Consider the following 21,807-nt stretch of genomic DNA (forward strand, 5'->3'; position numbering starts at 1 on the left):
TATGCCCCAAACTTATCAAACACTGCGTTTAATTTTAGGTGATCAGCTTAACGCCAGTCATAGCTGGTATAGTTCGAAAGATGAAAGCACGTTATATGTGATTGCTGAGCTGAATCAAGAAACGAGTTATGTGAAGCATCATATCCAAAAAGTATGTGCTTTCTTTGCTGCGATGAAGGCATTCTCAGTTGCATTGCAAAAAGCAGGTCATCATGTCATTCATCTCACGCTTGATGACACGCATTCGTTTGACACTTTGCCAGCACTAATAAATCACCTTATTCGCAAATATGGCGTTGCTAAGTTTGAGTATCAATTGCCCGATGAATATCGTCTTCGAGAGCAGCTGAGTGTTTTTTGTGCTGAGATAGATCTTGATACGTGTGCATATGAATCTGAGCATTTTTATTTGTCGGATAGCGAACTTTCCAACTATTTTACTGCGGGTAAAAAGCACCGATTAGAATCTTTTTATCGGAAAATGCGAGTACGCTTTAATATTTTGATGGATGGTGAGAAGCCGTATGGCGGCGAATGGAATTTTGATAGCAATAACAGAAATAAACTGAAACAAAAGGATTTATCAGATATACCCGAGCCTTTAATTTTTGCTAACGATGTGAGTGATATAGGGGACAGGCTGCAACGACATAATGTGAATACATTTGGTACCTACGAAGCAAACAGTTTGTGGCCAATTACAAGAGTGCAAGCGAAAGAGTTGCTGATCACATTTTGCGAAACTCAACTATCGAAATTTGGTTTTTTCCAAGATGCGATGACTTGTAAAGCTGATGATATGTATACAAAAAAGCAATGGAGTTTGTATCACTCGAGGCTGTCGTTTGCGCTGAACAGTAAAATAATCAGCCCTCAATTTGTAGTTGATACGGTCATCGCGCATTTTATGCAAAATCAACGGGAGGTGGATATCGCGCAAGTTGAGGGATTTGTTAGACAGATCATAGGCTGGCGAGAGTTTGTACGTGGCATATACTGGGTTAACATGCCAAAGTACGCTGAGCTTAACGAGCTAGATGCAAAACGAGATTTACCTGACTGGTTTTGGGATGGTAAGACGCATATGAATTGTCAAAAGCATGCAGTTAAGCAGTCTTTAGATTACGCATATGCCCATCATATTCAGCGCTTAATGGTAACAGGAAATTTTTGCCTAATAGCAGGTATTGACCCCAGACAAGTTGATGACTGGTATTTAGGTGTTTATATCGACGCCATTGAATGGGTAGAAATGCCGAATACGCGCGGGATGAGTCAATTTGCAGACGGAGGCATTGTCGGCTCAAAAGCATATGCTGCCAGCGGCAACTATATTAATAAAATGAGTGACTATTGTTCCGATTGTCGTTACGACATTAAATCCGTGGCAGGGGATAATGCATGCCCACTTAATGCAATGTATTGGCAATTTATGGATGCCCATGAGGCACAGTTTGCCGCTAACCCTCGTAATCGTATGGTATACGCGACTTGGCGTAAAAAGCCCCCAGAACAGAGGGCGTTAATTTTAGAAAAGGCTCAACATCATCTCGATAATCTCAATGAGTTGTAACTATTGATGTTCAAAGTAGATTCTATAGGTACTTGACCAAATTGGGTAATCTACCTCAGTGGCGTAGCAGATGAAATTATCAGCAGCTATGCCACTGACGTTAAGTAAATACCTTAATTTATCCTTCTGATTTTCTGGTAATAGACTGTGAGCAAAATCGTTTTCTAACGGCGTGATTTTTAATTCTGGAAACTCAGGAAATCTTTCTGTCCACAAATCACTGGCCTTTAATTTACCTTCTTCTACTTTTTGGTTGCTATGATAGCAACCAATATTAACAGTACTACATCGGTCAATTTGCTTTTCAAGTAAGACTAGCATCGTGAGCTTTTTAACAGGGTTTTTGATAGATAAGCTGGTTGAGCTACATGGACTTTTGTGATCGAGCGGATTCACCACTTCATCAGGGTTATTAAAAACAAACGTAACGTCACTTTTTCTGCTGGGTAGAGGGTCGAAGACCAAGCCTGAGTTACTCGGGGAGTAGGTACTAAATGCTTGCAAAAAACCATCACTTGAAAACTCTTTGGATACACCGAGCGTAAATTCATTGGGTTTGAGTGCTGTGTCCCCAGTGACTTCAATTGGGCCGTCGAAATGTTCAGGGTGAGGGTGAGTATAAAATTGTACAAAGGGGACCGCGCCGACAAGTCGTTCAATACCGGATTTACTGATCAGTGTGACTTCTTGCAAGAAACTTGGATCGTTCTGATTTTCGCGCAAAATATAGATGCAAAAAACCTCTTCAACACTAAATTTTAATAGCGCTTTCGCAGCATGATAAAGCTGTGCCTTGTGATCTGACTCTTTAGAATGAGTTTCTACTTTTTTAGGAGATTGGATCAAGCGTTTTAAGTCGGCATGACTTTTTGCGTTATTTTCAATGCACTGAGCAAACAGCTCGACGACTTGATTAACTTGGCTCATTAGTGATGAGGGAAGCAGGGGAGATAGCTTAATAGAAAGTATTTGTAGTGCATGAGTACCAGGGAGCTCAACTAAGACTTGCAGGCCACTGCTGGCTTTACATGCCGCAAAAAAGCGTTGGCTATTTGAACGATTGTATTCTAGTAATTTTGCGAAACCGCCGATTGTTTGTGCATGTTCAGGCAAGGCATTGCTTACGGCAATAAATGTTTTTTGTATACGCTCACCTAAACGGGTTAGCTCTGTGCGGTTATGTTGATTAAGTCCCATGCTCTCTATAATGGTAATTTTTCGTACAAGGTTACATGGGACTCAATCGCATTAAAAGTAAAATTTACATTTTACTATCAGTTTGTTAATTGCAAGATTGGATACGAGTCCAAGGGCCCCAATCATCAGAGTTAGCTGGGTTTTCTCCTTGAACCCACCAGTTTGCTTCGTAGATCACATTGTTATGTGCGACACGGTCCCCTTTGAAATATACCTTTTCAGCAGACCAAGAAGGTAAACCATTACAGCCACCTGACGAGTCGCCAACAGTGACAACTTTACTTAGTGTTGCTGATTTTCCTTGATTACTTTTAGCTGTAAGTGTAATTGTGTATTGGCCTTTAGCAACATACGTATGTGTTGGTGACTTTGCAGAACTAGTTTTCCCATCACCAAAACCCCATGCGTAAGAAGTCGCGCCGGAGCTTTGATTTTGAAGTGAAACAGTGAGTCCATTTTGAACGACATTAAAGTCTGCAACAGGGACTGGATCCGATGAACCGTCGCAATCACCACCTTTTCTCCAAACATTGCTATATAGGTCTGGTTGGGCACCTTGAGACCACCAAATTGCTTCGTATACAGCACCATTGAATGTTACTTTGTCGCCTGGTGAATAACTTTTCGCTGCTAACCAATTCTCTCCACAGCTAGGCGGTGTTCCAACACGGACAACTTTAGAGGTACTATTGGTCTGTCCTTTGGTGTCGGTGACGGTTAAAGTGACATTAAATTCTCCATTGGTATTGTAATCATGATTGGGGTTTTCAGCGCTTGAAGATGCGTTACCTTGGCCGAAGTTCCAATTAAATTGAGTAATACCTTTGTCATCCGTTGAGGTGCTTGTAAAGTTAACGGATGTGCCATTGACACTATATCTAAAGTCAGCAACTGGAGGCTTATCATTCGGAATATCAATAATGCCTGTTTTTTGCTTGATCCAATCTAGGTAGCTAGTTGTTCGAGTAAATGCAGTTGCGCCTTGGCAGGCAATTCCCCAACTGACAGTACCAATGCTGTAGAAGTCATTCCCGACGCGAACTGCGTAGGGACCGCCACTATCGCCGTTACACGCTGAACGACCTCCTTCGCCACCACCACATATTACTGATCCAGGAATTGAAAAGTTCAGCAAAGAGCTACAACTGTTATTGCTGATAACTGGTAGCTCAGCTTCTCGCAGCACGTCACTGGGCCTGCCTTGATTGGAGGTGAGTCCCCATCCAGAAACAGTGACGTATGCACCAACGTTTGCATATTGAGACTCAATCTCTGCAGTTGGTAATTTTGCTGGTGTGTATTGACTGGATGCTGGTGAAGCTAGCTTCAAAAGTGCGATATCATAACCTGAGCGTATACCATTGGCACCACGCCATCTTTCATGATTGATAATCTGAGATACTCTGAGTGTTTGACCATCCCCGCGACTGATGGAATGCGCCCCCACTCTGACTGTTAAGCTTGATGTTGAAGCACTGTCTAGACAATGTGCTGCTGTTAATACCCAATCAGGGCTGATTAACGTACCACCACAGCCTTGGCGGCCATTCATTAGTAATGCCACTTGGTATGGCCTTGAATAAGCTGGTGTTTCTATGCCTCCTACAACATTGGGTTGAATGTCAGTCGGCGGCGTTGCATAGGTGTTTGCAGCAACAGCTGTGAGTGCAGAGAGTAGTAAATTAACCTTTTTCATGATGTATCTTTTCCTTTATGAGCTCGAAATTGAGCTTGTATATGAATAATCTGAGATACACCAAGATTTCAAGCGTTGAATGAAAAATAAACAGAGGTAAGACTTCTTACTGAAATGACTAAAACTTTAACTTAAGTAGGGTAAACAACAATTTGCATGTAACAAAAAGTTTACATTGGAAGGGTTCTTGCATGAACAAAAGCGAGCATCAATGCTCGCTTTTGTTTCTGAAGAGTAACAAATTAGAAGCTATATCTAGCTGATAGTTTCCAATTTCGTGGCTCACCCCAGTTTACACGCCCTTGGCTGGTTGAAATGGCATCGTAATATTTTTTGTCGAATACATTGTCAATGTTCAAAGAAACGCTAAGGTTATCCGTGATGTCATAACGGGCCATGAGATTAAACAACGTAATTGACCCATGAGTACGAATTTCATCCACTTCAATTGGAGATACTTCATCCCATCTATTGAGGCCGTAGTCAAAATTGCCTGATGGGCGAGAGCTTTTAACCCAGTAACTATCTTTCCAATTAACGCCAAATCCAATTGTTAAGTCTTCAATTAAGTCAGTTGGCTGATAGGTTGTGTAGATGTTTAATAACTGCTCAGGCACTTCGGTATTAAGCTGTGAACCATGCTCGTCTTCTGATCTTGCATATGAATACCCCGCGTACACGTTAAAGCCCGGGTGAACTTCACCGCTTAATTCGAGTTCAAAACCGCTTGTTTGAGTTTCATCGATCAGCATGGTCACCGTGTTACCATTTGGCGTTTGCTGCTGAGCGTATGCAGGATCTGCTTTGGCAACGTTATTTCTGTTGCTTTCAAATACAGCAAAGGAGAAGTTAAGTAGGCCTATTTCAGCTTTTAGACCAGCCTCAATACTTTCGCCAATTATAGGAGCTTGTAAATTATCGTTTTTATCATAAGCATTTTGAGGTTCGAATGCATCGGTATAACTAGCATACAAGCTAAATTCATCATTTAGATCATAAATTAGACCTGCATATGGAGTGAGTTCATTCCTTACTTCGTAGCTGCCTTTAATATTATGAGCAAGTTGCTGAGTTTTACGGTTGGTTCTGTGCTCAACGACTTCCCAATTTGTTTGTCTAACTCCAATGATTGATTTTAAATTATCTGTGAGTGATAAACGAGTCGCAACATAAAATCCATTACTTTCGTGATTTGTAATGTAATTTGCGGTATCTATATGCTGGTATGAATAGCGCTCGATATCACCTGTCCAATTAAAGTAATTGATGTTATCAATCGAGATATCACGTTGGCCATCTTTTTTATTGTAGCCAATACGTTCTCTATCAAACATGTTGAAGCCAACGATCAAATCATGTTCACGGCCTAAGAAATCGAATCCACCTTGTAAGTTGATATCAAAAGTTTTTTGTGTGTCTTTCGAGTCGCTGATCACAAAGTTATATCCGTGGCCAACTTCAGGGTTTACAGAGCCATCTTTAGCATAAAAATCGTTTGTCCAAACAAAGAACAGGTTGCCGCCTTCCATTTCGATGGTGTTGTACGTTGCGATGGTATTTAATTGCCAACCATTGTCAAAACCGTGGTTTAAACTTGCAAAGATGGTGTTTTCTTCAAGAGGCCATGAACTGTAGTTCGCTGCTAAGCCTGTTGAACCTCTTTCTAAGTTCATCAATGAACCGTCGATAAAATAATACGGTGTTGCATGCGAGTTCATTGCGCCTAAAGACTCAGTATCAGAATATTCATAACCTACACGAAACAGTGTGGCTTCAGTAATATCTGCTTCAGCAGTCATATATACCGAAGTTTTTTCTTGGCTGTACCTGTCGATAAACGAGTCTTTGTCATAATGTGCAGCTGCTACTCGTCCACGGATGCTTCCGTCACTACTCAGTGGGGTTGAAATGTCTAGCTCGACACGGTTATTGTTCCAACGTCCAGTTGTCACACCGACATGACCATCAAGCTCTTTGCTAATGGCACGTTTGCGCACTAAATTTACTGTTGCGGTCGGTGAACCTACGCCTGTCATCAAGCCGTTTGCTCCACGTAAAATTTCTACGCGCTCATAGGCAATTGCGTCACCATTGACGTCTGAGCGGCGGCCTCCAGGAAACTGTTGTACACCGTCTACTTGCACTAGGTTTATACGTTCACCACGAGCGACAAAAAACGGTCTATCTAGGCTTCTGGATGAACTGGCATAAACACCGGTTGTGTGTTGCAGGATGTCTTTGATATTGACTGACTTCCAATCTTCTAATTGCTGCTGAGTAATAACAGAAACGGACTGTGGCGTTTCTTTTAGTGATAAAATCATTTTTGTTGCAGATTTTGTTGCCGCATCTGAATAATTACCAGTAGTAGATGCGGTCACATAGATACGCTCAATTTCGTTCGCTGTTTGAGCGTCATCTGCAATTGTTTCAGCAAAAGCGTGTGAGCCAGTTAGCGCAGCTGTTAAAGCGACAGTTACAGGCGCCAAGCGGAGTGTGTTACGACGTGAGTTAGAAGATTGCAAAGTAGAGTTGTCCATAAAATCCTATCCAAAGAACAAATAAATGTCATTAACTCAAATGGAAAATTACATCACCTTATTACATAATCGGGGAAGTAATTTGTACCAAATATAGTGTTAAATGATAACGGTTTGCATTATCGTTACATTTTAATTGAAGTCAAGTTGAATCGTATGTGGGAACATGATTATTTGTCATATATTAAGTTTTTAATATAACAACGATTTTTTAGTTAAATTAATGAGCCAAGATATAGTCTAAAACTAATGCTAATTGAATATGGCGAATGAAATGTAACGTTTGTTACTCATGGTTTGTTTCTTCTTATAGGGTATTTTTGATCTGGTAAAATAAATCAGTATGCCTTGGTTGTTTTTTAATCTGTTTTTGTTAGTCTAAGAAGTCTTAGTATGGATGTACCTAGTTTGTTACCTGTGAATAAATATAAGAAGATAGGTTATGGGAGATTTATTTCTAAAGAGACGAGAGAACTGGTGGGTCTGGATAATTTGGGGTGGGGTAGGTTGTATTATTTGCCATTACCTACTCGGTTATGTCAGTAATGCTTGGTTATCTCTAACATCACCAGTTTTATTACTTGTTTTGCTTACCGCTTGGATGAATTTTAATAAGCGTTTTGATTTTTTTGCAGCCTTGCGAATATTTATGGTTGTTGCATCAATATCGGTTATTCCACTGTTGGCACAAAAAGTAAGTAGTTGGGAAAAGATGATTCATATTGCTGTCGATTCAAGTGCTGTGCTTCTTTGCATAATAATAGTCAGTGTTGTTTGTGCGTTTTTGGCAAGACGACCAAAACAATATTACTGAACTGCGTTATTTCATACTATTGTCAAATTATCAAAAAAGTACTTTACATATTTATGAATAGCCCTTATTATGCGCGCCAATAACGGAGAGATGGCTGAGTGGTTGAAAGCACCGGTCTTGAAAACCGGCATACGTTAATAGCGTATCTAGGGTTCAAATCCCTATCTCTCCGCCACCTCATTCCCAAAACCGCCTAATAATGGCGGTTTTTTTCGTTTGGAGAGTTCGATGGCTCAGGATGTTGTTAAACATTGTTCGTTATGGATTGTCTTTAGCTTTTTTTATTTAAGCGGCCTAGAAATGGCAGTAATTATGTCAATAGATGGTCAGCCACAGCCAACGCTTTGGCAAACGCTTTTATACACATTCTTATATAATGCACTTATTGGGCATCTAGTTACTAAATACGAAAAGTTATGGCCATTTTTGGCATCAATCGTCATTTCATTATTTGGCGTAGTGGGCTTTGGTGTCTTTTTTGGGGATAAACTTGCAGGTTATAGCAATGAGCTAATTATTGGCTTGGTATTATCTTTACCGTTTGCGACATTTTTGGTGAAGCAGTTAAAATCAAAAAACTTTGAGAATAACGCATAAGCCAGTATTTATAGGGTGTGTATTTGCTTGTCGCCCTATAAGTTGTCCTTTGTATATGCTACACTGCGCGTCCTTTTATAATGATAAATAAAGTGAATTTATATGTCAGATTTATTCAATACAGACGCTGGTAAAGCGAGCTACGGTATCGGTCTACAAATGGGCGAGCAATTAAAAGCTAACCCTTTCGAAGGCCTTGACTTAAACGCAGTTTTTGAAGGTATGAAAGACGCTTACACTGGTGGTGAGTTCCGCGTTGAGATCCCTGAGATCCAAGCTGCTTTCGAAAAAATCAACAGCGAAATCCAAGCTCGCCGTGAAGAAGAAGCAAAAGTACTAGCTGCGGAAGGCACTGCTTTCTTAGAAGAGAATGCAAAGCGCGCTGAAGTAACTGTAACTGAGTCTGGTCTTCAGTACGAAGTTATCACTACAGGTGAGGGTGATAAGCCTTCTGCTGATTCAACAGTTCGTGTTCATTACCACGGTACTTTAATCAACGGCACTGTATTTGATAGCTCATACGACCGTGGTCAACCTGCTGAGTTCCCTGTAAATGGCGTGATCAAAGGCTGGACTGAAGCGCTACAGCTTATGACTGCTGGTTCTAAGCTACGTCTATACATTCCACACGATCTTGCTTACGGTGAGCGTGGTGCTGGTGCATCAATCGCACCTTACTCAACACTTATCTTTGATGTTGAGCTGTTAGAGATCCTATAATTTAGGTTATCTTTAAAGTTACATGCTCAGCGAGTGCTGAGCATGTTATTGATATTTTTACTGGTCAAAAAATTCATACAGTTCAGAAAGTGCAGCCTGCCTTTCGTCATTTTCAACTAAAAATTCCATTCCGTAGTACGTGTATTGTTGATTTTTCTCCTCTTTTCTTACTACTCGTGCAGAAATCTTCATTGGAGATTGGCTCATATACTCTTTGTAATTCTTTCTAGGTAAATACATTATCAGAGTTAAATTAGTGTCAATATCGAGCTCTTGATTTAATTGCTTGCTTAACGTTACGCCACAACCAACACAGCTAAGCTCCCTTGTGATTGTCGAGTACTCCTTGTCTTCAGAAGAGGTAATTTTGATTTTGATTTTCGCTTCAAGTCGGTCTGAACGCCGTTTTTCATGACGCTTTTTGATTGCATCTTTATCTTCATCGAAATGGAACCCATCCATTAAATTATTTACAAGCTCTGACGTTTGGTAGAGGTCTGCGCCAATCATAGAGACCATCTGTGCTTTTTCTGCGTTTTGTTGAAGAGAAGAGAATAGGTGTTGAAGCTTGAGTTGCATTTCATGCATTTGATGACTTTGTTGCTCGGAGCGGTGGGCAATTTGGTCATTTGCCGAGATAATGCTGTCGATAGTATTGGTCATTGCTCTTAATGCTTGACCACTTTCATCTGAGCGCTGTTTACTGATATCAACTTGATGAATAATATCTGCCATCAAGCGTGTCACATCGACGACCTTATGAGTGAGCTGAGAAATTACCCCTCTGATTTCATCGGTTGAGTTTGCTGTTCTCTGTGCCAAACTTCTAACTTCATCGGCGACAACTGCGAAGCCGCGCCCTTGTTCGCCAGCCCTAGCAGCTTCAATAGCCGCATTAAGGGCTATTAAAGCGGTTTGGTCTGCAACTGTTGATATCGCATCTGTAACTGATTCAATTTGTTCGCTTGCAGACTTAAGTTCCTCAACGCCTGCGGATGCTAGGGTCACGACCTCAACAGTCCTCACCATTTCATCTAGGTTACTTTCAACGGCTTGTATACCAGTATCTGCTTCTGTTTTTGCCTGCTCTAATACCGTTTGGCTTTGTTCTATGGCTTGCCCAGATTCAACTAGTAGATCCATAAATGACTCGATGACGCGCATAACCTCTGAGTAACTGGCGTTTTCATTTTTTGCGACCGTGCTTATCTCTGTAGCAATGGCGGCAACTTGGTGTGCCGAATGTCCAACTTGTCTTGATTGTCGTCTCACTGTAGAAATAGTCGAAGATAAAGAGAGTGTCATATGATTAAAACTCTCTGAAAGCTGGTTCAATTCATCATCTGAACGGATCACAAAGTAATCTTGTTTGGTTTTAAAGTCTCCGACTGAGATATTCTTAGCGCGGTTCAGTAAAGATTTGACACGGTTACGTAATTTGCTGCTAAACATGACACTAATTACACTAGCGATAATGATTGTTAACACTGAACTTAAAGCGAGGACAACAAACATGTTCGACAGGGCACTTTGAGTATCTTCAATACCTTGCTTGGTTACCAACTCAACATGTTGATTCATTTCTTGTAGTTCATTAAAAATGGTCTCAGTGAGAGGCTTAATTGTATTGCTTAGGTGATGGGTGGCAAAGTTAGACTCTTCGCTGGCTTGCTTTTCAAAAGCTAAAATTGTGATTGGCGCGAGCTTTTCACGCTCTTCACTATATGACTCCCAGTATTCTAATTGTTGGTCGGTAAATAACTCTTCATAATCATCAAGTATAGAAACAAATGCATCACTATTTTTAAACCATGCTTGGTCAAATCCATCTATATTCTTCTGCTCTCGCGTTAACAGAAAAGCGCGCAATTCGGAAATTGCGGTAGCAAAACTGATTTCAGAATCAACGAGCAGTTTAAATAACTCTATTCTGTCTTCATCAAGGTCTTGCTCACTTTCGATTTCAATAAGTTGTGCTAACAGCAGTACCATAGACTCGGCGAGCGGGATTGCCTCTGTCACCAACAATTTAACGGCAGGCTCATTATCAAGCGTATTAGCAATGTTGGATATTACTGACTGTTCTTGTTTTAGTTTGAGTAGATTGGTGCGGATTACAGCTAGCTTTGCGTCACTAAAGCCAGTTTGTTTTGCAAAATTACTTAATTGTGAAAAGTCTTGCTCTATTTCTTGCCATGCTTCCTTGCGTTTCGCTTTGGTGTCTCTTTGTGCTCGTTCATTACTGCCTGTGATGATTTGCTCTTCTAATGCAATTAGAGAGTCAAGTATATGCATCTTTAAATCAGAATTTACATTTACTAAAGGGATTGAGACTGATGAGACCTGAGTAAAATTGCCAGCAAGTGTACCCGTACTCAGGTAAACGAAGAAGTTACTAAATATACCTAAAGAGGTAATGACGCCAAACGCTAACAGCATTTGTGCAGCAACGCCCGGAACGAAACGAGAAATTTTCATATTTTGTTGTGAGCTCTGATTGTTAGTAGCTTAGGTTGATGATTTGTACCTAATTACATGGTTTTACTAAACTTTTATTAAAAGCTACTAATTTTTTGATTTATTGAAAAATATAGACAATCCTTCGATAAGGTCAAAGTTTATATCCAAATATTTACAATTGATGATAGACATTGTGGGGGCGAGGAATGAATTGTAACAAGTGGGTTTTGGTTGCGTTGGCGCTGGGGTTGAGCGCCAACGTGGGGGCTGTTGATTCGCCAGCGTATGGTAATTTAGCAACACCAGATGTGGATGATATAGAGTATTTTGATGACGAAGAGCCGACTGAACGGGAGATTGAGTTAGGTAAAATGCTCTTCTTCGATCATAGATTGTCAAAAAACCAGAACCAGTCTTGTGCAACATGTCATAACCCTGAACTCGGTTTTAGTGACGGATTAGCGAAGGGAATTGGCAGCGGTGGAGATATTTTAGGACGTAATGCGCCGCACCTTTATAACCTTGCGTGGTCAGCTATTTTTTTTTGGGATGGTCGTGCGCAGACACTAGAAGAGCAAGCGCTGGGGCCTATTGTTTCAGATGTTGAGATGCAGATGACACCAAAAGAAGCTGTGGGTCGACTTGAAAAAATCCCTTTTTACAAAAAGGAATTCAAAGAAATTTATGGGTCAGTCACATTTGAAAATATAGGCAAAGCAATTGCGGCATTTGAAAAAACCATCATTAGCGACAATTCTGCTTTTGATCAATATTTGGCTGGCGAAAAAGAAGCGATGTCCCATTCAGCTGTCAGAGGTTTAAAGCTGTTTGTAGGTAAGGCGCGTTGTGTGAAATGTCACGATGGCGCTAACTTTACCGATGATAGTTTTCATAACATTGGCATAGAGGATAATGATGATGGCCGATTTTTAATTGACCCCAATAGTAAATTGAAAGGGGCGTTTAAAACACCTGGCCTAAGAAATATCATTATGAGTGCACCTTATATGCACGATGGTTCCTTAGCGAGTTTAGAGGAAGTTGTTGAGCATTATGACCAAGGTGCAGTTAATGTTAAAAATGTCAGTCCGTTGATAGTACCGCTTAATTTAAACCCACAAGAAAAAGCAGACCTCATCGCGTTTATGGCTGCATTAACTGATCCTGTTGTAATACAGCGACCTAAATTACCAAACTAAGGAGTAGAGATGAAACACTATATGTTAATTGGCATAGGCTTATGTTCGATGTTTTCAGCACATGCAGCAGTATTAACTGGGGAGTTGGAATTTGTTAAGAGACCATCTTTTGTTGGGGTTGTGTACGCAAAAGGGGGAAAGGGTCCAAGTACAGCAGAGCTTGATCAGTCTAATAAGGTATTCGATAAAAAAGCCGTTGTGATAGGTAAAAATGGTGAAATTACATTTAAGAACTCTGATGAATTTCAGCACAATATTTTTGCAAACGACCCCAACTCGGGCGTAAAGTTTGACGTTGGCTTGATGAATCAAGGCCAGACTACAAAAGTATCTGCCGATTGGAGCGAGAATACTCTGACTCGAATTGGATGTAAAATCCATCCTAAAATGCGCAGCTATATCGCCAATGTGAACTCCGATGCATATCAGGTTTTACCATTTACGAAAAAACAAAAGGTATATCCTATTAATCTTGACGTAGGTACGCACACCGAGTTTGTATTACAAATTCCTAAATATGATCTGGTTAAGCTCAAGTTGGCTAAAGGGCAAGAAACCAGCGTTGATGTGATGTATAAAGGTAAAAAGCGGGCAACTTTGAAGCTTGCTCTTAACTAGGAAAGTTAAACATGACTCGTATAATCAAAATGCTATGTGTCAGTATTGGTTTGTATGCATGTCCGGCTTTAGCAAATCCGTTTGGCGTATATCCTTTCAAAGTACCAGAGAAATACGAAGAAGCGTTAAAGGATTATAGAACGCAATGGAATAGAGTGACAGGGTTTGAGCATTCCGGATTACACTGGCAGCAATTTATCGTGGTGTTTTTAAACCAAGATGTAAAAGTATACGAAAATAATTATCTAGAGTATCTACGGTATTATCAAGATTATGATGAAGAAGAAGAGGATGAAGATGAAGTTGCAGAGCCCAATTTTAAGGCGTATAAACCAGGCACAATTGTTTTAAAAGAGAATTTTTCGTCCCAATCTGGCGCACCACACGACGCACTGACGGTCACCATGATGATTAAGCGTGAAAAGGGGTATTCAAAAGGATTTGGTGATTGGGAATATGTGCAGTTCGATAAAGAAGGGACAATTATTCTGTCAGGAAAAGGCAGTGAGCCGGCTATTAAGCACATGTGTTCAAATTGTCATGCAAGCATTGAAGAACGAGATTTTATCTTTGCTAACTTCTACTCTAGGAAAAAGTAACCCGATCACGCTGGCTTCATTTCGGCCAGCTTGGTTGTTTTTATGACTTGCCAACATAGAGTCAGTTTGTCTTGTTATCGGGCTATAGCTGCTCGATGATAGACCAAATATTATGGTATTCAATGCATACAGATTAAAGTGTTGATAAACCTTATGAGCTTGCGTATTTGTTATACGCGATCTTACTTTTTGGTATTTTTATCTATGAGATAGCTGTCAGCTCCGTTAATCACGTTTACATGATAAATGCTTCAAAAGTGTACTTCTGAATATACTGCAAGTGCTATAACGCCATTCGTAATGTTGTAGTGCCATCAAATTCATTCTCTGATAATCGCTAAATGAATAGGCTCAAGTCTTTAGTGCAGAACCCGCTATTTAATTAGTCCACATAAAAAATGGATGGAATTTTAATTATTCTCTCAAGGATTAAATTGATTTTTTCTCATTAAGGGGGGTTCGAATCCAATGGGGGGAATACCTTGGTTTATTGTTCATATAGGTATTATTAGCAAGATGACGATATAGGGTCTAGAGTTGTAAAAATACATACAATTTTTGAGTGTCAGAATGAGTTTAACAACGAGACAAAAGCAGTTGGTACAGCAAAGTTTCGCAAAGGTAGAGCCGATAGCTGAGCAGGCGGCGGAGATATTTTATACGACCTTATTTGAATATGACCCATCGCTAAAAAGGTTGTTTAAAAATAGTATAAAAAGTCAGGGCCAAAAGTTAATGGCGACACTTAAGATTGCTGTGAATTCATTGGATGACCTAGATGGACTTGTTCCAGTTTTACATAAATTGGCAGAAAGACATGTTGGTTACGGTGTAAAAGCGCAGCACTTTACATTTGTAGGCAATGCGTTGCTTTATACGTTGAAAAAGGGGCTTGGAAGTGAATGGAATCAAGAACTGAGAGAAGCTTGGATCAATGTATTTAGGCTAGTAGCCACTGTAATGAAGAGTCATGCTTTTAATACGAAGCATTAAATAATACTTTTTTTTGCGATTGTTAATTTACCTGAGTACGCGTATTTATTTGTTGTGATTATTAGCATTAAAGTCATGAAGTGGGAAAAAATGTCAGTATAATAATTCAATATTCTATGACCTGTATTCATGTTACTTAAATTAAGGATACATTTTTACAACATGGAGAAAGGTTATGTTTAAACAAACTTGTATAGCGGCATTAACCGCGGCTGCGATTGGAACGATCACAATGAGTGCGGATGCGGCTGAGTCTTGTCCTAGAGTCGAAGGGTTTTACTCTACTTGGGACTATCCAGCTGGTGGTGATTTGGATGTTAAAGACTTAGCGACTGATCAACTTACGCACATAATAGTTGCTTTTGCTTACCCTCGTCCTGATGGCACGATGGATACGACACAGGCTGATAGATATATCGGTGATATTGTCGAGCATGCTCATGCGAACAATACGGGTGTTATGCTATCTGTAGGTGGTGCTGGCGTTGATTTCTTATCAATGGATGCCGAGGCCAGAAGCAACTTGGTCGATAATTTGGTTGCTTATGCCGAATTACATAAATTGGATGGTATCGATGTCGATTGGGAAGATTGGAGTACCTATAACCAACCAAACCCAGTCGAGAGTGGCTACCTGCTTGATTTAGTCAAAGAGTTACGTGAAAAATTACCATCTCACTTAGAGGTGTCTGTAGACGTACAGGCAGGTGGATGGTCAGGGATTAATTTTCATAAAGATTTGGACGATCATGCCGATATCATTCGCTTTATGGCGTATGACTACACTGGAGGTTGGGGCGGTTCACCCAAAAATCATCATGCGGCTTGGGAGTATATCCATGGTGGTTTAGTTCATCCAGCAGAGTGGAGTCAAAGCATGATCACTAAATATGATGTGGCTAAAACCAGTTTGGGCGTGCCGTTTTACAATAAATCATTCCCATTAGTTAGCGGCCCTGTCAAAACGCTAACTGCACGAGAAATCGTTGATACGATAGTAAAAGGTGAGGGCGTAGATTATAACCAAGGTTACTACGAACTAGATAACTCTATGCATTTTTGGGAAACGCCTGAGCTATTAAAAACAAAAACAGATTTTGTGTCTGAAAATGGTTACCCTGGCATCTTCATTTGGGAATTGCACCAAGACTCAAGAGACGATGACTATAAGTTGTTAGATGTGATTGCCAAAGAGCTACCTAAGTGTCAGCCTTGTGCAGAGCAGTGGCAGCCGTATCCAAGTGTTTATAGCACAGGGGATGTAGTCAGCTTTGAAGGTAAAAACTGGCGTGTGAATGGCGGACCTTTACATGGTGTTGCGCCTGAAACCTTGGGCCATGCACATCGCTACACCGAACTTGGTGCATGTAAGAGCTATGTATTGAACAAATAAAAACGAGTGGAATCGTTTTGTTCAATGAGCCTATTAGCTGTGTGCTAAAGGATGTATTTAAGCTTAAAAAATAGGCCCTTAATCAAGTTCAGAGTGATGGTGTTATTTGTAAGCGCCGACACTTTGGACTTGTCCTAGAGCCTCAGCAATTTTGATACCCAACTACGTCATTCTGAGCTTGCCTCAGCATCCATGTGTGCAAGTTAACATTCTAAAGTCAGATGGTAGCAAGACATAAAAAAAGCTCTGTGAAAACAGAGCTTTTTTTATTCAAACGAATTTGAATTAGTAAGTTGCACTGCCTTTAGTGCGTGGGAATGCGATAACGTCACGTACGTTACCCATACCTGTTACATAAGCAACTAGACGCTCGAAACCTAGACCGAAGCCTGAGTGTGGGACTGTACCGTATTTACGAAGGTCTCTGTACCAGCTGTAATCTTCTTTATCTAAGTCCATTTCTTCTAGACGCGCATCAAGTACGTCTAAACGTTCTTCACGCTGTGAACCACCGATGATTTCACCAATGCCAGGTGCAACAACATCCATTGCTGCAACTGTTTTACCGTCTTCGTTTTGACGCATGTAGAAAGCTTTGATATCACGCGGGTAGTTTTTAATAACGACTGGCGCGTTGAAGTGCTCTTCAGCAAGGTAACGTTCGTGCTCTGACTGAAGGTCTACACCCCACTCAACTGGGAACTCAAATTTCTTACCACAGTTTTCAAGGATTGTGATTGCATCAGTATAATCAACTTGTGCGAAATCTTTTTCAACAAACTCTTCTAAACGAGAGATCGCTGTTTTTTCGATACGTTGTGCGAAAAATTCCATATCGTCACGACGTTCATCAAGCACTGCTTTAAATACATACTTAAGCATATCTTCAGCAAGGTTCGCAATGTCTTCTAAGTCAGCAAATGCAACTTCAGGCTCAACCATCCAAAATTCTGCTAGGTGACGAGAAGTGTTAGAGTTTTCTGCACGGAATGTCGGGCCGAAGGTGTAGATTTTAGACATTGCACTTGCGTATGTCTCACCGTTTAACTGGCCAGATACGGTTAGGAATGCTTCTTTGCCGAAGAAATCTTCGTTGTAATCAACATCGCCTTTGTCAGTGCGAGGTAGGTTGTTCATATCTAAAGTAGATACACGGAACATTTCACCTGCGCCTTCACAGTCACTCGCTGTGATAATTGGCGTGCTGATCCACATATAGCCTTGCTCATGGAAGAATCTGTGAATTGCTTGTGATAAGCAGTTACGAACACGTGTCACGGCACCAATAACGTTAGTGCGTGGACGTAAATGTGCGTGTTCACGTAGATATTCGATAGAGTGGCGTTTTGCTGCCATTGGATATGTATCTGGGTTTTCTACCCAGCCTAATACCTCAACAGAGTTCGCTTGTAGTTCAAAGCTTTGACCTTTACCTTGAGACTCTACAAGTACACCTGTGACTGCAACAGAACAACCAGCAGTAAGACGAGTTACTTCTTCATAATTATTAAGCGAATTAGGTACTACTGCTTGAATAGGGTCGAAACAAGAACCGTCGTGGACGGCAAGGAATGAAATACCCGCTTTTGAATCGCGTCGTGTACGGATCCAGCCTTTGATTGTAACTTGGCTGTCTACCGCAACGGTGCCTGCTAGTAGCTCCGTTATCGCTATGTGGCTCATCTTTACTCCAAAATGATTTGTAATAAGGGCATATTTGCCCAGCTTGTTTTTGTCTATATATGCTCATCAGCGCAAATTTCAATGCACTGAGCGCAAATTCTGCGGTGACTCGTTTTTTTAACGCAATCTGCTTGTTATGTTTGAAGTCACGTGATCGGTATCTTACCCCCGTTGGCTACATAAAAAAACTACCAAATGACCCAATTTTAAAAAAATTTGACTACAATGGCCAAAATTTGGCTAATCACTGTATTTGTGGTGGTATAGAGCACTGTGCGAAGGTCAATTTTTATGGCATTATAGCTCGGTTATTAATAAAAAAAGTCGGAATGAATTTTCATTAAATGAAACAAGCTTTTATTTTAAGAGGATTACCAGGATCTGGTAAAACACACTACGCGCAAACATTAGCCGACGAGCTGGTGGCTGGTGATCAATCACAATATACAATTTGCTCTACAGATGATTATTTTACAGACGAGCAGGGTAATTATGAGTTTAACAAGGCGAAGCTACCTCAATATCACAATTTGAATATTGCGCGTTTTGTCAATGCGCTCGCTGAAGGCATCCCTCTGGTCATTTTAGATAATACGAATATTAAAAAGTGGGAATTTATTGCGTATGTGAGCGCGGCACATGCGATGAATTATCAAGTAAAAGAAGTCATTGTTGGTGAGGTGAAAGATAAGTCACTACAACACTTGTATGCGAAACGTAATCAGCATGGTGTAGCACTTAAAACCATCAGTAAAATGGCACATATGTTTGAATGGTAAAAAGCCGACTTTTAAGTCGGCTTTTTTATGTTTTACATCGCTTCGTATTCTTCTTGCCAGAAGAACTTTTCTTCACCAAATGCTGGTTTCAAGTCGTCTAGCCAATGTGCGTTTTCGTTATACTCCGCGAAGAACGGGCGCTGTACCCACTCAGGGTTACGAGCTTGAATAAAGCGCAAAGCGAATACTTTTTCGCCATTGATTTCTGTCACGCCAGAGATCTCAACTTTACCTGGGCCTGCACTCATTGACGGGCCACGCACCGTACGGCTCACACCTGATACTTGCTTGTAGGCATCTCGGAAGATTTCCCACGTTTTGTGCAGTGGTAATTCAAAGTAACGCTTTGCACCTGTATCACGCTCGATGAACATGTAATAAGGGATCATGCCCATTTGTGTTTGCTCTTTCCACATTTCAGCCCACATATTTGGATCTGTATTTAAGTGGTTAAGTAAAGGCGCTTGCGTTCTGATCTGTGCACCTGTTTTACGAATAAGCTTAATCGCTTCTTTCGCAACATCAGTACGAAGCTCTTGCTTATGGTTGACATGCGCCATAAATGAAACATGTTTACCAGCGTCAACAAGTTCTTTAATAAGAGCTAATAGATCTTCTGCATCTGGGTCAGTTACGTATCTGAATGGCCAGAAAGTTAAAGACTTAGTACCGATACGAATAGTACGGATGTGGTCAAATCTTGGCTCTTTTAGTGCCTCTAGGTATTTACGTAGCTTAACGGTACGCATTACCATAGGATCGCCACCCGTCATCAGAAGATCTGTCACTTCGGTATGCTCTTCTAGGTATCTGTGTAGCAACTCTTCATCGTTATTGTTGAAGCGCGTTGCTTTACCAACGAACTGTGCCCAACGGAAACAGAAAGTACAATAAGAGTGGCAGTACTGACCTTGTGCAGGGAAGAATAAAACTGTTTCTTTGTACTTGTGTTGAACACCTTCAACGTTTTCGCCTTCAAAAGACGGTACGTTTTTGTCCATTTGGCCCGCCGGATGCGGGTTAAGCTTTTGTCTTAGCTTAGTTGCCAGTTCAAATACTTCTTCTGGCGTATGTTCACGCTTTAATAAAGCAGCCATTTCATCATATGACTCGTCATCAAGCATACCGCGCTGTGGGAATGTTAGCTGGAATACTGGGTCATTTGGTACCTTGTCCCAATCAATCAATTCGTCGATAACGTAATTATTTACACGGAATGGGAATACGTTGGCAACGACTTTCATTTGAAAGCGCAGGTGCTCAGGCAGCTTATCAAGCTGTTCGATCTTATCAATTTGACGGTGTTGGTACACAGTAAAGCGAGGTGGCTGATAGGCCTCTGCCGGCTGCAATTGGACGGATTGTTGCATACTTACTACTTCTCAGCTTGCTAGATTTTAAAAAAGAGACGCATTATAGCAAAAAGCTGAAGTAAATTCAGGTACAAATCGTTAAAGGCCCTGAAAAAATGATAGTTTTCATCGTATGTGGTTGGATTTTATACAGACTTGTGTGAGAAATAAACACTGTGGCGATAGAAGGTGTCAGTTCTTATATGATGTATAGGCTGACACCTTATGATTTTAGTAAGCTTTTTGTTCAATCGCTTGATATATGCCGTCGATTAACTGAGCGATGTCGCTATTAGAAGTAATGTAAGGGGGCATAATGTATATGAGTTTGCCAAATGGGCGGATCCATAATCCTTTTTCGATAAAGAATTTTTGAATTTTTGCTACGTCGACCACATCAAATAGCTCAACTACCCCAATTGCACCGAGTGTTCTGACTTCTTTGACTGCCTCGAGTGATTCACAGCGATGTAAGTCTTGCATTGCGTTATTAAGACGGGTGACATTGCCGTGCCAATCCGTTTCTTCAAGCAATTCAAGACTCGCAACTGCCGTTGCACAAGCTAACGGGTTGCCCATAAAGGTTGGGCCGTGCATAAGTACTTTTGCTTCACCTTGGCTTATTCCCAGCGCAACTTTGTCTGTGGTTAAAGTGGCTGACAATGTCATACATCCACCTGTTAATGCTTTGCCAATACACAAAATATCAGGGGCGATGTCAGCATGTTCGCAAGCAAACATTTTACCGGTACGACCAAAGCCTGTGGCAATTTCGTCGAGTATTAACAGCACGTCGTATTTGTCACAAAGTTGGCGGAGTTTTCTAAGGTATTCGGTATTATAAAAGTTCATGCCGCCCGCGTTTTGCACAATTGGCTCAATGATGAAGGCTGCAAGCTCATTGTGGTGCTGTTTAAATGTATTTTCTAAGGTGATTAGCTCAGCGTCGTTTTGCTCTTCGCCAAACTTGGATTGTGGTGCATCAACAAAAATATGCTCAGGTAAAAAACCCTGATACATGCTGTGCATCGAGTTGACGGGATCACAGACACTCATCGCAGCAAAGGTATCACCATGGTAGCCTTTTTTGGCTGTCATTAATTTATTTTTCGAGTGATGACCTTGACTAAGCCAATATTGCAACGCCATTTTAATGGCCACCTCAACACTCACAGAGCCGCTGTCAGCCAAAAATACCCGTTGTAGGGGCTCAGGTGTGATCTCGACGAGCTTTTTACATAAATTGACAGCAGGAGCATGAGTAATGCCGCCAAACATAACATGACTCATTTGACTGGCTTGCTCGGTCATTGCTTTAACAAGTTTTGGGTGATTGTAACCATGCAGAGCGCTCCACCAAGAGGCCATACCATCTATCAGAGACTCACCAGTTTCTAAAAATATGCGATTCTTATCTGTGTGTGTCACTGGATAAACAGGCAGCGGATCGATCATTGACGTATAGGGATGCCAGATGTGGGCTTTGTCAAAATTCAGATCGATTGGTTGATTTTTATTCATTTGTAAACCTTGTTTGCTCGTCACTCGTTGACAATACTAAAGCAAGAAGTAGACTAAGCCAATCACCGTCAAA

17 protein-coding genes and 1 tRNA gene are annotated in these 21,807 nt (G+C 40.9%); 11 read left to right on the top strand and 7 right to left on the bottom strand.

Annotated features, from left to right (window positions below; translation table 11 throughout):
• Position 1 precedes the first annotated feature (1 nt).
• Positions 2-1,573, top strand: coding sequence for a cryptochrome/photolyase family protein (locus S4054249_RS09530; RefSeq protein ID WP_046355317.1), 1,572 nt, complete (start codon positions 2-4; stop codon positions 1,571-1,573).
• On the opposite strand, the gene S4054249_RS09535 is transcribed toward S4054249_RS09530, so the two are convergent.
• From S4054249_RS09535 to S4054249_RS09545, 3 genes are all read right to left on the bottom strand, one after another.
• Complete coding sequence (locus tag S4054249_RS09535; RefSeq protein WP_046355316.1) at positions 1,574-2,770, bottom strand: hypothetical protein; 1,197 nt, start codon at positions 2,768-2,770, stop codon at positions 1,574-1,576.
• An 85-nt stretch (positions 2,771-2,855) separates the two neighbouring features.
• Positions 2,856-4,466 carry a trypsin-like serine protease gene (locus tag S4054249_RS09540; protein ID WP_046355315.1) on the bottom strand — a complete coding sequence of 537 codons (1,611 nt, stop codon included), beginning with the start codon at positions 4,464-4,466 and terminating at the stop codon, positions 2,856-2,858.
• 242 nt (positions 4,467-4,708) lie between these two features.
• The gene (locus S4054249_RS09545; RefSeq protein WP_052960917.1) at positions 4,709-7,006 is read right to left on the bottom strand and encodes a TonB-dependent siderophore receptor; all 2,298 of its coding nucleotides are present in this window, start codon (positions 7,004-7,006) and stop codon (positions 4,709-4,711) included.
• Positions 7,007-7,448: 442 nt separating this feature from the next.
• Between S4054249_RS09545 and S4054249_RS09550 the strand changes: the two genes are divergently transcribed.
• The 4 genes from S4054249_RS09550 to S4054249_RS09565 all read left to right on the top strand — a co-directional run bounded on the left by S4054249_RS09550 (position 7,449) and on the right by S4054249_RS09565 (position 9,137).
• Positions 7,449-7,820, top strand: coding sequence for a hypothetical protein (locus S4054249_RS09550; RefSeq protein WP_046355314.1), 372 nt, complete (start codon positions 7,449-7,451; stop codon positions 7,818-7,820).
• An 84-nt stretch (positions 7,821-7,904) separates the two neighbouring features.
• Positions 7,905-7,995, top strand: a tRNA-Ser gene (locus S4054249_RS09555).
• A gap of 53 nt (positions 7,996-8,048) precedes the next feature.
• Positions 8,049-8,417, top strand: coding sequence for a hypothetical protein (locus tag S4054249_RS09560; protein ID WP_046355313.1), 369 nt, complete (start codon positions 8,049-8,051; stop codon positions 8,415-8,417).
• A 102-nt stretch (positions 8,418-8,519) separates the two neighbouring features.
• Complete coding sequence (locus tag S4054249_RS09565) at positions 8,520-9,137, top strand: FKBP-type peptidyl-prolyl cis-trans isomerase (RefSeq protein WP_039608961.1); 618 nt, start codon at positions 8,520-8,522, stop codon at positions 9,135-9,137.
• 57 nt (positions 9,138-9,194) lie between these two features.
• On the opposite strand, the gene S4054249_RS09570 is transcribed toward S4054249_RS09565, so the two are convergent.
• A complete protein-coding gene (locus S4054249_RS09570; RefSeq protein ID WP_046355312.1) occupies positions 9,195-11,615 on the bottom strand; it encodes a methyl-accepting chemotaxis protein in 2,421 nt (806 codons plus the stop codon).
• A gap of 188 nt (positions 11,616-11,803) precedes the next feature.
• On the opposite strand from S4054249_RS09570, the gene S4054249_RS09575 reads away from it, so the two are divergent.
• The 5 genes from S4054249_RS09575 (at position 11,804) to S4054249_RS09595 (ending at position 16,399) form a co-directional block, all read left to right on the top strand.
• Positions 11,804-12,796 carry a cytochrome-c peroxidase gene (locus S4054249_RS09575; RefSeq protein ID WP_052960916.1) on the top strand — a complete coding sequence of 331 codons (993 nt, stop codon included), beginning with the start codon at positions 11,804-11,806 and terminating at the stop codon, positions 12,794-12,796.
• A gap of 9 nt (positions 12,797-12,805) precedes the next feature.
• Positions 12,806-13,414, top strand: coding sequence for a hypothetical protein (locus S4054249_RS09580; RefSeq protein ID WP_046355311.1), 609 nt, complete (start codon positions 12,806-12,808; stop codon positions 13,412-13,414).
• Positions 13,415-13,425: 11 nt separating this feature from the next.
• Entirely contained in the window at positions 13,426-14,013 is a 588-nt protein-coding gene (locus S4054249_RS09585; protein ID WP_046355310.1) for a cytochrome P460 family protein, read from the top strand.
• Between the two features lie 570 nt (positions 14,014-14,583).
• Entirely contained in the window at positions 14,584-15,006 is a 423-nt protein-coding gene (locus S4054249_RS09590) for a globin family protein (RefSeq protein ID WP_046355309.1), read from the top strand.
• 175 nt (positions 15,007-15,181) lie between these two features.
• A complete protein-coding gene (locus S4054249_RS09595; RefSeq protein WP_046355308.1) occupies positions 15,182-16,399 on the top strand; it encodes a glycoside hydrolase family 18 protein in 1,218 nt (405 codons plus the stop codon).
• Positions 16,400-16,684: 285 nt separating this feature from the next.
• Here S4054249_RS09595 and asnS read toward each other — a convergent pair whose 3' ends face one another.
• Positions 16,685-18,082, bottom strand: coding sequence for an asparagine--tRNA ligase (gene asnS / locus S4054249_RS09600; protein WP_046355307.1), 1,398 nt, complete (start codon positions 18,080-18,082; stop codon positions 16,685-16,687).
• A gap of 344 nt (positions 18,083-18,426) precedes the next feature.
• Between asnS and S4054249_RS09610 the strand changes: the two genes are divergently transcribed.
• Positions 18,427-18,861: an AAA family ATPase gene (locus S4054249_RS09610; RefSeq protein ID WP_046355305.1), complete on the top strand. Its 435-nt coding sequence runs from the start codon at positions 18,427-18,429 to the stop codon at positions 18,859-18,861.
• 32 nt (positions 18,862-18,893) lie between these two features.
• Here S4054249_RS09610 and S4054249_RS09615 read toward each other — a convergent pair whose 3' ends face one another.
• Together S4054249_RS09615 and bioA are read right to left on the bottom strand one after the other, a co-directional pair.
• Positions 18,894-20,231 carry a KamA family radical SAM protein gene (locus S4054249_RS09615; protein WP_046355304.1) on the bottom strand — a complete coding sequence of 446 codons (1,338 nt, stop codon included), beginning with the start codon at positions 20,229-20,231 and terminating at the stop codon, positions 18,894-18,896.
• A 213-nt stretch (positions 20,232-20,444) separates the two neighbouring features.
• The gene (gene bioA, locus S4054249_RS09620) at positions 20,445-21,734 is read right to left on the bottom strand and encodes an adenosylmethionine--8-amino-7-oxononanoate transaminase (protein WP_046355303.1); all 1,290 of its coding nucleotides are present in this window, start codon (positions 21,732-21,734) and stop codon (positions 20,445-20,447) included.
• Between the last annotated feature and the right edge of the window lie 73 nt (positions 21,735-21,807).

The sequence above is a fragment of the Pseudoalteromonas luteoviolacea genome, assembly GCF_001750165.1.
Lineage (GTDB): Bacteria > Pseudomonadota > Gammaproteobacteria > Enterobacterales > Alteromonadaceae > Pseudoalteromonas > Pseudoalteromonas luteoviolacea_G.